Raw genomic sequence first — 13,597 nt, 5'->3', positions numbered from 1 at the left:
GCTCCCGAAAGGCCCGTGAACCCTCACGGGCCTTTTCTATTTCACATGCTGCAAAACCTTTCGAAGCGGTGTACTGTTGCCCTGTGGAATTTGGTGGGTACAGTAACCACCAAACCCCAACGACAAGGAACGTCGTCTTGAATAGCCGACAGCTGATCAGGCTTATCGAAGCGGACGGTTGGTATCTGGTCAGGATCAAGGGCAGTCACCACCATTTCAAGCACCTGTACAAGCCAGGGCTGTTGACCATCCCCCATCCGAAGAAAGACCTACTGACCAAGACAGTCAACAGCATCCTGAAACAAGCACAGTTGCAAGCAGGAGACCATCATGCTTTTCCCCATTGCGATTCAACCCGGTGACGAGCAACACGCCTGGGGCGTAGAGGTTCCGGATATTCCGGGCTGCTTCTCGGCGGGCGAGGACCTGGACGATGCCCTGGCCATGGCCCGTGAAGCCATCGAGGGACACCTGGAAATTCTCGCCGAGGACGACGCGCCCATCCCTCGGGCGGGCACCGTGACCCAGCACGCGAAAAACCCGGACTACGCAGGTTGCATCTGGGCACTGGTGGACATCGATATCACCCAGTACCTGGGCAAGTCGGAAAAACTCAATATCACCTTGCCCGGTTACCTGTTGAGCCGTATCGACGCTTACGTGCGCAATCATCCCGAGCAGAAGAGTCGGTCGGGCTTCCTGGCCACGGCGGCCTTACGCATATTGCAAGGCGCCTGAGCCTTCAACCCACCCGCTCGTGCATCGACCCAAGCCCCGCTCCTGCCCAGGAACGGGGCTTTTGTCCGTTTTGTCACACGAAAAAAACGCCGTTAATATGAATTCGTCGCATTCTCACAAACACACGGCATAATGCACGTCGCGAGAATCACTTCGAGAAAGCAAGGCGGTCGCCGTGTTGAAGAAAACACTGTTCCAATTGCACTGGCTGTTCGGCATTACTGCCGGGCTGGTGCTGGCTTTCATGGGCATTACCGGAGCCACGGTGTCGTTCCAGGACGAACTGCTAGGCCTGCTCAACCCCGACGTCCTGCAACTCGAAGTACCGGAGCACGCTGAAGCCCTGCCCCCCGCCGAACTGGTGCGCAGGCTCGAAGCCCGCGAAGGCAAGACCGTCGCCATGCTCTGGGTTTCCCCCCATGGCGACAACGCCGCGCGGGTCGCCTTCACACCTGCGCCCGGTGAACGCCGTGGGCAGATGCGCTATTTCGACCCCTACACCGGCGAGTACCAGGGTGAGGCGCAAGGCCAGGACTTCTTCGCCCTGGTATTGCAACTGCACCGTTTTCTCGCCCTGGGCGATACCGGCCGGCAGATCACCGGCGCGTGCACCCTGATGCTGCTGTTCTTCTGCCTTTCCGGGCTCTATCTGCGCTGGCCGCGCCAGGCCCTGAACTGGCGGGTCTGGCTGACCCTCGACCGGGCGAAAAAAGGTCGCGCCTTCAACTGGAACCTGCACGCGGTCGCCGGCACCTGGTGCCTGCTGCTCTACCTGCTGTCGGCGCTGACCGGCCTGTTCTGGTCCTACGAGTGGTACAGCGACGGCCTGAACAAACTGCTGGCCGACTCACCGATCCAGCATCGCGGCGGTGGGCAGCGCAAACCGGCACCCGGCGGCCCGGTGCCGAGCGCCGACTACGACGCGATCTGGGCCAGTATCCAGCGGGCCACGGGCCCCGACCTCAGCGCCTACAACATCCGCATGCCGGCGGTGGCCGGGCAACCGGCGACGGTCTACTACCTGCTCAAGGATTCGCCCCATGAGCGCGCCCTCAACCAGATCAACCTGGACCCGGCCACGGGGGTGATCAGCGACCAACTGCGCTACGCCGACCAAAGCTTCAAGGCACAGTTGCTGACCAGCCTCTATGCGCTGCACACCGGCGGCTACTTCGGGATCACCGGGCGAGTCCTGCTGACCCTATCGAGCCTGGCCATGCCGCTGTTCTTCGTCACCGGCTGGCTGCTGTACCTCGATCGGCGGCGCAAGAAACGCCAGGTCAAGCAAGCCCGCCTGGACTTGGAGCCACAAGACGGCGAGACCTCCGCCTGGCTGATCGGTTTTGCCAGCCAGAGCGGTTTCGCCGAACAGATGGCCTGGCAGAGCGCCGGTCAGTTGCAGGCCGCCGGCGTACCGGTGCGGGTCAGCCCGCTGGCCGACATCAATGAGCGGGACCTGCGCGAGTCGCAGCATGCGCTGTTTGTCGTCAGCACCTTCGGCGACGGCGAGGCACCGGACAGTGCCCGCGGTTTCGAACGCAAGGTACTCGGCCAGCCGCTGTCCCTCGGCACCCTGAACTATTCGGTACTGGCCCTGGGCGACCGGCAATACCAACACTTCTGCGGTTTCGCCCGACGCCTGCATCGGTGGCTGGAAGCACGTGGCGGCAATACCCTGTTCGCCCCGGTCGAAGTCGACAACGGCGATCCCTACGCCCTGCGCTATTGGCAACAGCAACTCAACCAACTGACCGGCGGCACGCCTCCGGTGGCTTGGCAGGCACCGGGTTTCGCCAACTGGACCTTGCGCCAGCGCGACCTGCTCAACCCGGGCAGCGCCGGTTCCGCCGTCTACCTGCTGGGCCTGACGGCCGAGACGGCGACCCCATGGCAAGCCGGTGACCTGGTGGAAATCCTCCCACGCCAGAGTGCCCTGGCAGTGGAACGCTTCCTCGCCGGACTCGGACTTGACGCCGACACTCCGGTACAACTCGACGGTTTGCAGGAAAGCCTCGCCCAGGCCCTGGGAGCACGCCAGTTGCCGGAGAACCGGGCTCATCTGGTCGGCCTGCATGCCCAGGCCCTGGTGGATGCGCTGATACCGTTGAGCCCGCGCGAATACTCCATCGCCTCCATTGAAAGCGATGGGCAACTGGAGTTGATCGTGCGCCAGGAGCGCCACGCCGATGGCAGCCTGGGCCTGGGTTCCGGGTGGTTGACCGAGCATGCGGCGCCGGGCGCCGGTATCAGCCTGCGGCTGCGGCGCAACAGTGGTTTCCATTTGCCGACGGCGCTGTGCCCGTTGATTCTGCTGGGCAACGGTACGGGCCTGGCGGGCTTGCGCAGCTTGCTCAAGGCGCGCATTGCCGATGGCCAGCGGGACAACTGGTTGTTGTTCGGCGAGCGCAATATCGCCCATGACTTCCACTGCGGGGAAGAACTGAAAGGCTGGCTGGCCAGCGGTGACCTGGCGCGCCTGGACCTGGCGTTTTCCCGTGACCAGGCAGAAAAGATCTATGTCCAGGATCGCCTGCGCGCAGCGGCGGATGAACTGCGCCAATGGCTGGCGAACGGTGCGGCGATCTATATCTGCGGCAGCTTGCAGGGGATGGCGACGGGGGTCGATCAGGTGCTGCTGGAGTTGCTCGGGGCCGAGGCCGTCGAGCAATTGATCGAGCAAGGGCGTTATCGGCGGGATGTGTACTGACGGCTACACCGAGACACCGCGTTATCGTTCATCGCCAGCAAGCCGGCTCCTACAGGATGTGGTCGAACGCGAACCTTGCGTGCGACACAACACCTGTAGGAGCCGGCTTGCTGGCGATCGCGGAGCAACTACCGCCGCAATATCCGAAGCCAAACGCGGTTACGCCCGCACCGGCTCCACCGCCAACTCGATGACTTCCGGCCGCTTGAGCACGGCATAGGCCAGCGCCGTCAGCAGGCTACCGGCGACGATCGCCAGCAGGTACAGCAATGTATGGTTGATCGCATTCGGGATCAGCATCACGAACAAACCGCCGTGGGGCGCCATCAGCTTGCAACCGAAATACATCGACAAGGCACCGGTCAGCGCACCACCGGCAATGCTTGCCGGAATCACCCGCAACGGGTCCTTGGCGGCAAACGGAATCGCCCCCTCGGAGATAAAGCACAGCCCCAGCACAAACGCCGCCTTGCCCGCCTCGCGCTCGCTCTGGGCAAACTTGTGCCGCGCAATCAGCGTGGCAATCCCCAGGCCGATCGGTGGCACCATGCCCGCGGCCATGGTCGCCGCCATCGGTGCATAACTCTGCGACGCCAGCAGCCCGACCGAGAAGGCATAGGCCGCCTTGTTGATCGGTCCACCCAAGTCGACGCACATCATCCCGCCCAGCAACACCCCGAGCAAAATGGCGTTGGTGGTGCCCATGCTGTCGAGGAAATGGGTCAGCCCTTCGAGCATCCCCGCCACCGGTTTGCCCACCACGTAGATCATCACCAGACCGGTGAACAGGCTCGCCAGCAACGGAATGATCAGGATCGGTTTCAACGCCTCAAGACTGCTGGGCAGCCGCGCATAACGATTGATCGCCTTGGCGCTGTAGCCGGCAAGAAAACCGGCAACGATGCCGCCGATAAAACCCGCGCCCAGGGTGCTCGCCAACAGGCCGCCGATCATCCCCGGGGCCAGGCCCGGACGGTCGGCAATCGAATAGGCGATATAGCCGGCCAGCAACGGCACCATCAACTTGAACGCGCTCTCACCGCCGATCTGCATCAAGGCCGCCGCCAGCGTGCCGGGCTCCTTGAAGGCGGTGATGCCGAAGACGAACGACAAGGCGATCATCAGACCGCCCGCCACCACCATCGGCAACATGAACGAGACACCCGTCAGCAGGTGTTTGTAGACGCCGGTCTTTTCCTGCTTGGCCGGAGCACCGCCGCTGCCCGTCGCGACCTGTTCCGGCTGACCTTCGGCCAGGGCCTTGTTGAGGGTCGCGTCCGGCTGCTTCAAGGCGATGCCAGTACCGCAACGGTAGATTTTCTTGCCGGCGAAACGCTCGGTGGCGACTTCGATATCCGCCGCCAGCAACACCACATCGGCCTCGGCAATCGCCGCCGCGCTCAGCGGGTTGCGGGCGCCGACGGAACCCTGGGTTTCCACCTGCAACTCATAGCCCAGGCGCTTGGCCGACTGCTGCAAGGCTTCGGCGGCCATAAAGGTGTGGGCCACGCCGGTCGGGCAGGCGGTCACCGCCACCAGGCGCGGGGCGCGCTTGGGCGCCGCAACCGGTTCGGCCGCGACCGCAGGGGCGACCTTGGGCGCGACAAACACCTGGGCCTCTTCGGCACCGCGACGCAACACCGCCTCGACATCCTGCAACGCCTGGGCCGGAGTGCTTTGAAACACCCGCTTGCCGACAAACCGCGACATCTCCACCGGCACGCTGCTGACCAGCAGGACCCATTCGGCGGCATCGACCGTGGCCGCCGACAATTGGCGCTCCGGGTGCTGGCTGTCGTGGACTTCGACGCTGGTGCTCCAACCCTGGCGCTGGGCCGCCGCATCGAGCAGGCGGGCGCAGAGCACACTGGTGACCATGCCGTTCGGGCAGGCGGTAACAATGGCTAATTTCATCACTATCCCTCTTATTGTTCTGTCAGGGCGTGCACGCGGACGCCGCTTTCAAGCTGCGCCAACTGCGCCCGGTCGCTAATGCCGAAACCGATCTGGGTCACCGCCTGGGCGGCAATCGCGGTGGCGGTGCGCAGGGTCTGTTCGGCGGAGTGACCGCTGAGCAGCCCGTGCAGCATGCCGGCCAGCAACGAGTCGCCGGCCCCCACCGTGCTGGCGACTTTTACCTTCGGCGGCAGGGCCTGCAAAGCCGGCGCGCCGGAAAACCAGTTCACCCCTTCGGCACCGTGGGAAATCACCACATGCTCGATTCCCTGGGCTTGCAGTCGCGCGGCGGTTTCGGCCTGGCTTTGCAACGAGTTCACGGGAATCTGCAAGGCCTCGGCCAGTTCCTCGCCATTGGGCTTGATCAACCAGGGCGTCGCCGCGAGACCGGCGCGCAACGCCGCGCCGCTGGTGTCCAGGGCGACCTTCAGGCCGAGACCTTTCAAGCGCAACAGCAGCGCCTGCAACCACTCGGGGCTCACCCCTTGCGGCAGGCTGCCGGCGACCACCACGGCGTCGTGCCCCGGGGCGATCAGGTCGAGTTTATCCAGCAAGGCTTGCCGCGCCTGTTCGTTGACCAAAGGACCGGGACCATTGAGATCGGTGATCCGTCCGTCATGCTCGGCCAGCTTGATATTGCTACGGGTTTCCCCCGGTACCCGGACAAAGGCGTCGACAAAACCGCGACGCGCCATCAGGGCCTCGAACGCTTGCGGATTGCTATCGCCGAGAAAGCCGCCCACGGTCAGTTGATGGCCCAGGTCCGCCAGCACCTGGGCGACATTCACCCCTTTGCCGGCGGCATGGGTCTGCATCGCTTCGCTGCGGTTGACCTGGCCGGGCTCCAGCCGTGCCAACTGCACGGTCAGGTCCAGCGCCGGGTTCAGGGTCAGGGTCAGAATCCGCGCCATTACAAAGCCTCCACCAGGGCACGGACTTCATCGCCGCTACCCACCGCCAGGGCGGCCTGGGCCAGCGCTTGGGCCTGGGGCAGGCTCAGCTCGCGGACCCGCGCCTTGACCTCGGGAATGCTCCGCGCCGAAACGCTCAGCTCATCCACGCCCAGCCCTACCAGCACCGGCACCGCCAAAGGATCAGCCGCCAGCTCGCCGCACACGCCGACCCACTTGCCATGGGCATGGGCCGCGCGCACGGTGATATCGATCAGTTGCAGTACCGCCGGGTGCAGGCCATCGGCCTGGGCCGAGAGCGTCGGGTGACCACGGTCGATGGCCAGGGTGTACTGGGTCAGGTCGTTGGTGCCGACACTGAAGAAGTCCACTTCCTTGGCCAGCACCGGCGCCAGCAACGCCGCCGACGGCACCTCGATCATGATCCCCAGTTGCAGGTCGGCCACCGGGATTTCCAGCCGCAGACGTTCGGTCATCTCCCGCGCCTGGCGCCACTCGGAGACGCTGCCGACCATCGGGAACATGATCCGCAACGGACGGTTGTCGGCGGCCCGCAGCAAGGCACGCAACTGCCCTTCCATGATCTGCGGGCGTTGCAGGGTCAGGCGAATACCGCGCACACCGAGGAAGGGGTTTTCCTCCTTGGCGATCGGCCAGTACGGCAGCGGTTTGTCGCCGCCCACATCGAGGGTCCGCACCACTAGCGGCCGACCCGCCAGGCCATCGAGCACGCGACGGTATTCGGCTTCCTGGGTCGCCTCGTCCGGCGCCTGCTGATGGGCCATGAAAATCAGTTCGGTGCGCAGCAGGCCGATGCCTTCAGCTCCCTGCTCCACTGCGCTGGCAACGCCGGCGCTTTCACCGATATTGGCAAACACTTCGACCGGGTGGCCATCGCGGGTCAGCGCCAGTTCGTGGCGTTGCTCCGAGGCCAGGCGCAGGCGTTGCTCGCGGGTGTCACGTTCCTGCAAGGCACGCTGCAGGGTCGCCTCATCCGGCGAGACATGCAGGCGGCCGCGCTGCCCGTCGATCAGCAACGGCGTACCGGGCGCCAGCAGCAGCACCGCCGCGCCGGCACCAACCAGGGCGGGGATGCCCAGGGCCCGGGCCACGATTGCACTGTGGGCCGTGGCCCCGCCGCGGGCCGTGAGAATCCCGGCAACCCGTGCCGGGTCCAATCGCGCCACATCCGAAGGACCGACCTCATCCATCACCAGCACATAAGGCTGGTCGGGCTCGGCCAGGGTCTCGACGCCACAGAGTTGCGCCAGCACACGCCGGCCGACATCCCGCAGATCCGCCGCGCGTTCGGCCAGCAAGGCATCCTGCAACGCCTCCTGCTGACGGGCCGCCGCCTCGATCACGGCCATCCAGCCGGCCTCGGCGCTTTCGCCCTGCTTGAGGCGGGCTTCGACGTCGTCGCTGAGTTCCGGGTCGTCGAGCATTTCCTGATGGGTAATGAAGATTTCCCGGATGGCCTTGGCCTTGCTGCGCTGGATCAGCCCTTCAATGTCCGCGCGCACCAGGTCCATGGCCTGTTGCAGGCGCTGACGCTCAACCAGCGCGGACTCGCCACGCAACGGGTAATCGAACTGCGCCAGCACCTGGACATGGGCAGGGCCGATGGCGATGCCCGGTGCGGCGGCGATGGCCTGGAGTTGGCTGCCGGCGCTCGGCGCCACCAGGGGCACGAGTACTTCTTCCGGCACCGGGCTCGCGGCACTGATCGCCGGCAATGGCTCGACTTCCTCGCCGAGACCTTCTTCCACCGCCGCCAGAAGCGCCGGCAAGGCATCGGCGGCAATGCTCGGCTCAGCGATAAATTCCAGCACCTGGGCACGCCGGGCACCGAGGCTGAGCAACTTGCTCAGGCTTTTCACCGACACGGCACTGCCCGTGCCGTCGACGATACGCACCCGGATATCACCTTCGAAATGCTTCGCCAGTTGCGCCAGGACTTTCGCCGGCCGGGCGTGCAAACCATGGGCATTGGCCAGGGCAATCCGCGCGCTCGGCCAATCGGCCGGCAGCTCACCACCGAGGACTTCGAGCACCGCACGGCTGCTGGTGGCGCGCCCCAGTTCCTGGCCACGGCCTTCGATCAACAGCGCACACAGGCGCTCGAGCAGAGCCTGGTGCGCTTCGCCGAGACTGGCCAGGCAGAACAGGCCGCTCAGGGGCTGACCGAGGTAGCGGATCGGTTTGTTCGGGGTCACGAAAGCCAGGCCCGGACGCTTGACCGTCTGCTCGCTGTGCAGCCACCAGAGGCCATCGCCCAGGGGCAGGGCTTCGACCTGCTGCAACACGGCGGCAAAACCATTGCTGACGCAATCGGCCTGGCGCAGGAGACGGGCTCCGCGCCAAACCAGCTCTTCGAAATCGTCCGCGGCCACGCCCAGGCCGATCATCTGTGCATCCAGCGCCAGCTCCTGGGGCGCGCCCTGCAACAGCTTGAGCAGCGCTTCAGCGGAACTGGCACGACGCAGGGCCTGGCCCAGATCGGTTTCGCCGAGGGCCCGGGTCAGCAGTTGCAGCAGGCGCAAGTGCTCGTCGGAGCGTGCGGCGATACCGATGGCCAGATAGACGATCTGACCGTCGCCCCAGTCCACACCGTCGGGAAATTGCAGCAGGCGCACACCGGTGGCGAACACCTGGTCGCGGGTTTCCGGCGTGCCGTGGGGAATCGCAATACCTTGACCGAGAAAGGTCGAGCCCTGGGCTTCACGCGCCTGCAAACCCGCCAGGTACCCCTCGGCCACCAGGCCGTCGGCCACCAGTCTGTTCGCGAGCAGTTGCAGGGCCGCAGACTTGTCCACGGCCGACTGGCCCATGGAAATCTGCTCTACGGTGAGCTCGAGCATGCCTTTCTCCTATTCAGCGTCATAGGGACGCTAGGTATTGTTTTGAATGAATCAGCTTAGGCGGGTGGCCCGAACAATGTGCAACGGTCTTCTGGCAGGACCATGACACGGGCCGAATGCCGCAAAAATACGCTTGCTGAAACGTTTAATCTAGAGTGTTGGTCACGTTACTCGATTATTGTTCGGTGTTGAAGCCCCAGGGCCTCTTGAAAAACCGCTGGACCATGGCGGGCCGTCGAGGCGTTTGACGGCCCAAAGGCTGCGACATGCGGGTTGTATACAGCCCGATATCTGAAGCTCCGTCGTCTTTTGACAACTGGACGACGAAGGTCGGCTGCCGGAATAGGATACGATCAGCGAAAATGCAGACCTGAACGCTGCAGCAAAATAAGGAACTCCCCGCTTGAAACTCAGTGATATCGCCCAACTGGCCGGTGTGTCCGTCACCACCGCCAGCTACGTGATCAACGGCAAGGCCGCGCAGCAGCGTATCAGCATCAGCACCGTGGAACGGGTGCGGGCGGTGGTCGAGCAACATGGCTTCACGCCCAACCCCCAGGCTGCCGGGCTGCGCAGTCGCAAGACGCGGACCCTGGGTTTCATTCTGCCGGACCTGGAAAACCCCAGTTACGCACGCATCGCCAAGCTGCTGGAGCAAGGCGCCCGCGCCCATGGCTATCAATTGCTGATCGCCAGTTCCGACGACGCCCCCGACAGCGAGCGGCAACTGCTGCAACTGTTCCGCGCACGGCGCTGCGATGCCCTGTTCGTCGCCAGTTGCCTGCCCGCCGCCGACGACAGCTATCGCGAGTTGCAGGCCCTGGGGACACCGGTGATTGCCATCGACCGGGAAATGGAACCGGCACACTTCTGCTCGGTGGTCAGCGACGACCGTCGGGCCAGCCTGCAACTGACCCGCAGCCTGCTGCAGCCGTTGCCACGGCATATCGCCCTGATCGGCGCCCGTGCCGAGTTGAGCATCAGCCGCCAGCGCGCCGCCGGATTCGAGGAAGCCTTGAAGGGCTTCAAGGGCGAGGTGCTGATCGAGCATGGCGAGGCCTTCAGCCGCGAGTGCGGGCGCCAGTTGATGGAAGGCCTGATCAAACGCCTGGGCCATCTGCCGGATGCCCTGATCACCACCTCCTATGTCCTGCTGCAAGGCGTGTTCGATGCCCTGCATGATCAGCCGCTCCAGGCGCAGCCGCTGCGCCTGGGCACCTTCGGCGACACCCAGTTGCTGGACTTCCTGCCGTTGCCGGTCAACGCCATGGCCCAACAACATCAGCTGATCGCCGAAAAAGCCCTGGAACTGGCCCTGGCCGCCATCGAGGACAAGAACTACCAGCCCGGCGTCCAGGCCATCGCCCGGACCTTCAAGCAGCGAATCCACGGGGTCTGAAAGTGGAGCTGATCGACACCCATACCCATCTCGACTTTGCCGATTTCGATAACGATCGCGACGAAGTCCTTGAGCGCAGCCGCGCCCTGGGTGTGGGGCGGATGGTGGTGTTGGGGGTTTATCAGAAAAACTGGCAGCGGGTCTGGGACCTGGTGCAAAGCGACTCGCGGTTGCACGCGGCGTTCGGCTTGCACCCGGTGTATCTGGATGAGCACCGCCCGGCCGATCTCAACGAACTGGGCGACTGGCTGACGCGTTGTGCCGGTCATCCGCAGTTGTGCGCGGTGGGCGAGTTCGGCCTGGATTATTTTTTGCCGCAGTTGGATCGTGAACGCCAACAAGCGCTGTTCGAAGCCCAACTGAAACTGGCGGTGGACTTCGCCCTGCCCGCGCTGCTGCATGTGCGCAGAAGCCACGCGGCGACCATTGCCACTCTCAAGCGTTTTCGCCCGGCGCGCGGCGGCATCATCCACGCCTTTGCCGGCAGTCGCGAGGAAGCCCGGGAATACCTCAAGCTGGGATTCAAGTTGGGGCTGGGCGGTGCCGGCACCTGGCCGCAGGCCTTGCGCCTGAGCAAGGTCATCGCCGATCTGCCGCTGGACAGCGTGGTGCTGGAGACCGATTCACCGGATATGGCGCCGGTGATGTTCGCCGGCCAGCGCAACAGCCCCGAGCATTTGCCGGCGATTTGTGCCGCGCTGGCCGGGCTGATGAGTGTGAACCCGGAGACGCTGGCGAGCGCCAGCACGGCCAATGCCTGTGCGCTGTTCAATTGGCCTGCAGCAACAGCGTGAGCGCCGGCAAGCCTCGCCTCAGACCCTGAACGCACCAATCAATTGCTTGAGTTCCACCACCTGTACCGAGAGCAGGCGGCTGGCACTTTCGGTCTGATGCGCGCCCTCCGCCGTACGCTCACCCGCGCGGTTGATCTCGACGATGTTCTGGTCGATATCGTGGGCCACGGCGGTTTGCTGTTCCACGGCGGCCGCGATCTGCTGGTTCTGGTCGACGATCATGCCCACCGCGCCGAGTATGTTTTCCAAAGCCTGCTGGACCTTTTCCGACTGGCTGACCGTACTGTTCGCCATCCCATGGCTGATGCCCATGGCCTTCACCGCCGCCCCCACGCCGCCATGGAGCCGGCTGATCATCTGCTCGATTTCCCCCGTCGACTGTTGGGTGCGCTTGGCCAGGGTCCGGACCTCGTCGGCCACCACCGCAAAGCCCCGCCCCTGCTCACCGGCCCGGGCCGCCTCGATGGCTGCGTTGAGGGCCAACAGGTTGGTCTGCTCGGCGATGCTCTTGATCACTTCCAGCACCCGGCTGATGGACTGGCTATCGGTGGCCAGTTGATTGATCACCTGCACCGACTGATCGATCTCGCCGGCCAACTGCACAATGCTGTTCTGTTGCGACTCGACCAGGCCGCGGCCGCTGAGGGTTTCGCCATTCACGCTGTGGGCGCTGCTCACCGCGGCCGCCGCGCTGCGGGCCACCTCCTGGGCGGTGGCCGACATCTGATTCATGGCCGTCGCCACCTGTTCGATCTGGCTGCGCTGACCGGCCACCGCCAGGTTACTGCGAGCCGATACCGACTCGACCTGTCCGGCCTGGCGCTCGACCTCACTGACGGTCTGCCCGACCCGCTCGATCAGGTCATGGATCTTCGCCACGGTGCCATTGAACACGCCGCCCAGTTCACCCAATTCATCGCGGCTATGGGCGACGAAATTGACCGTCATGTCCCCGGCCGCGACCTTGTTCATCATTTCCCCCAGACGCCGCAAGGTGGTCCGGGTCGAAGCGTAGAAACCGCCATACAGATAGACGATGGAGAAAAACACCGCCGCCAGCGCGACCACCAGTGACAGCATATGCAGGCGATTTTGCCCCAGGCGCTGTTCAAGCTCCTGGCCGAGATAGGCCAGGGTCGCGTCATTGAGCTGGTAGGTTTGCGCCATCAGGGCGCTGACCTGATCGTAGAAAGCCGGCCAGGGCGCATCGAGGGTTTCGGCCATGACCACCTGCTCTTCGAACAGCTCGCTGCCTTTTTTCAACGACGCCTTGCTGGCGGCGGCCTGAGAGTCCAGGGCGGCATGGGCATTTTTACTGCCGCCCAGGGCATCCTGGAGTTTCAGGGCGTATTCGGCCTGCAACTTCTCGATCTGCTGCAACAGCTCGTCGAAGCGCGTGCTCGACGCCGAATTGAGAAAGCCCTGGCCCAGGGAATAAGCGCCCATGGAGCGGCCTTCGCCCAAGGTCTGGGTCACTTGCGGCGTGACACTGGTCACCAGTTCGCTCAACTGTCGCAGATCGCTCTGGTTATCACGGCTGAGCCCCGATTGACTGGCAATGATCTGGCTGAAAATCTGCGCCTTGGCCAACAGTTTGGCGATCAGTGCGCTTTTGCTTTGCAAGGAAGTTTCAGCCTGCTGGGCCTTGAAGGCGCTGATCATTTCATCGCGCTTGGCGTTGAAGGCGTCGGTCTGTTCCGGGTCGATCGTCACCGGTGCCAGGCCTTGCAGGCGGGCGAGCACGTTTTGTTCAAGGGCGTGGATCTTGCCTTCCAGGTCCCCCGCCTTGCCGGACTGACCGAGGACCGCGTCGATCTGCACCTGGTTGTTCAGGGTTTCCAGGTCGCGCCGCAGGCTGAGGCTGCTGCCCAGCAGGGCGAGGCTTTGCAGCTCGATCTGGGTGCCGGAGAATTCGCGGTAGGAATCGTGCACCAGGTAGAAGTTGGTCACCAGCATCGGCACGAAGAACAGCACACTGATCAAACTGAACTTCTTCCCGAAGCTCAAGCGGTTCATCAGGGCGACGGCGGGATATAGCAAGCGCTTCACTGGAATGCTCCCTTTCGTATTATTTTTATAGAGGCAGGCACGGCAAGGCATAAAGCCAGTATCCGCAGCTACTGCTTGTATAACTTAATTTGAAAGGGTGTTTTGTAACTTAAGGTTAATGGCCATTGCCTGACGGTCTGACGACTGCATTGCTTTTGAAAACACCACAGACCTGTAGGAGC

9 protein-coding genes are annotated in these 13,597 nt (G+C 64.0%); 5 read left to right on the top strand and 4 right to left on the bottom strand.

Features of this window, described 5'->3' with window-relative positions:
• Positions 1 to 137 precede the first annotated feature (137 nt).
• From M5C71_RS06820 to M5C71_RS06810, 3 genes are all read left to right on the top strand, one after another.
• Positions 138 to 362: a type II toxin-antitoxin system HicA family toxin gene (locus M5C71_RS06820; protein ID WP_103494709.1), complete on the top strand. Its 225-nt coding sequence runs from the start codon at positions 138 to 140 to the stop codon at positions 360 to 362.
• On the top strand, positions 331 to 738 hold the full coding sequence (locus M5C71_RS06815; protein WP_100941218.1) for a type II toxin-antitoxin system HicB family antitoxin: 408 nt from the start codon (positions 331 to 333) through the stop codon (positions 736 to 738). The genes M5C71_RS06820 and M5C71_RS06815 overlap by 32 nt, the downstream gene beginning before the upstream one ends.
• 175 nt (positions 739 to 913) lie before the next feature.
• Positions 914 to 3,445: a sulfite reductase flavoprotein subunit alpha gene (locus M5C71_RS06810; RefSeq protein ID WP_248767519.1), complete on the top strand. Its 2,532-nt coding sequence runs from the start codon at positions 914 to 916 to the stop codon at positions 3,443 to 3,445.
• A 159-nt stretch (positions 3,446 to 3,604) separates the two neighbouring features.
• Here the strand turns inward: M5C71_RS06810 and M5C71_RS06805 are convergent, their stop codons facing one another.
• Genes M5C71_RS06805 through ptsP form a run of 3 tightly spaced genes read right to left on the bottom strand, consistent with a single transcriptional unit; the run spans position 3,605 to position 9,173 of the window.
• On the bottom strand, positions 3,605 to 5,359 hold the full coding sequence (locus tag M5C71_RS06805) for a PTS fructose-like transporter subunit IIB (RefSeq protein ID WP_248767518.1): 1,755 nt from the start codon (positions 5,357 to 5,359) through the stop codon (positions 3,605 to 3,607).
• Between the two features lie 11 nt (positions 5,360 to 5,370).
• Positions 5,371 to 6,312 carry a 1-phosphofructokinase gene (pfkB, locus tag M5C71_RS06800; RefSeq protein ID WP_248767517.1) on the bottom strand — a complete coding sequence of 314 codons (942 nt, stop codon included), beginning with the start codon at positions 6,310 to 6,312 and terminating at the stop codon, positions 5,371 to 5,373.
• Positions 6,312 to 9,173: a phosphoenolpyruvate--protein phosphotransferase gene (gene ptsP / locus M5C71_RS06795; RefSeq protein ID WP_248767516.1), complete on the bottom strand. Its 2,862-nt coding sequence runs from the start codon at positions 9,171 to 9,173 to the stop codon at positions 6,312 to 6,314. Before ptsP ends, pfkB begins: the two co-directional genes overlap by 1 nt.
• 403 nt (positions 9,174 to 9,576) lie before the next feature.
• Here ptsP and cra point away from each other — a divergent pair, with 403 nt between their 5' ends.
• Together cra and M5C71_RS06785 are read left to right on the top strand one after the other, a co-directional pair.
• On the top strand, positions 9,577 to 10,572 hold the full coding sequence (cra, locus tag M5C71_RS06790) for a catabolite repressor/activator (RefSeq protein ID WP_103494704.1): 996 nt from the start codon (positions 9,577 to 9,579) through the stop codon (positions 10,570 to 10,572).
• A gap of 2 nt (positions 10,573 to 10,574) precedes the next feature.
• Positions 10,575 to 11,366, top strand: a complete 792-nt coding sequence (locus M5C71_RS06785) for a TatD family hydrolase (protein ID WP_248767515.1) — start codon at positions 10,575 to 10,577, stop codon at positions 11,364 to 11,366.
• 18 nt (positions 11,367 to 11,384) lie between these two features.
• Here the strand turns inward: M5C71_RS06785 and M5C71_RS06780 are convergent, their stop codons facing one another.
• Positions 11,385 to 13,415 carry a methyl-accepting chemotaxis protein gene (locus tag M5C71_RS06780; RefSeq protein ID WP_103494702.1) on the bottom strand — a complete coding sequence of 677 codons (2,031 nt, stop codon included), beginning with the start codon at positions 13,413 to 13,415 and terminating at the stop codon, positions 11,385 to 11,387.
• Between the last annotated feature and the right edge of the window lie 182 nt (positions 13,416 to 13,597).

The organism is Pseudomonas sp. MWU12-2345 (assembly GCF_023242385.1).
Classification (GTDB): domain Bacteria; phylum Pseudomonadota; class Gammaproteobacteria; order Pseudomonadales; family Pseudomonadaceae; genus Aquipseudomonas; species Aquipseudomonas gingeri_D.
The sequence above is the reverse complement of the archived record's forward strand: the minus strand, read 5'-3'. Positions and strand labels throughout refer to the sequence as shown.

Coding starts and splice junctions, on each gene's coding strand:
- M5C71_RS06815 (WP_100941218.1), top strand. CDS start 331: ATGCTTTTCCCCATTGCGATTCAACCCGGTGACGAGCAACACGCCTGG.
- M5C71_RS06805 (WP_248767518.1), bottom strand. CDS start 5,359: ATGAAATTAGCCATTGTTACCGCCTGCCCGAACGGCATGGTCACCAGT.
- pfkB (WP_248767517.1), bottom strand. CDS start 6,312: ATGGCGCGGATTCTGACCCTGACCCTGAACCCGGCGCTGGACCTGACC.
- ptsP (WP_248767516.1), bottom strand. CDS start 9,173: ATGCTCGAGCTCACCGTAGAGCAGATTTCCATGGGCCAGTCGGCCGTG.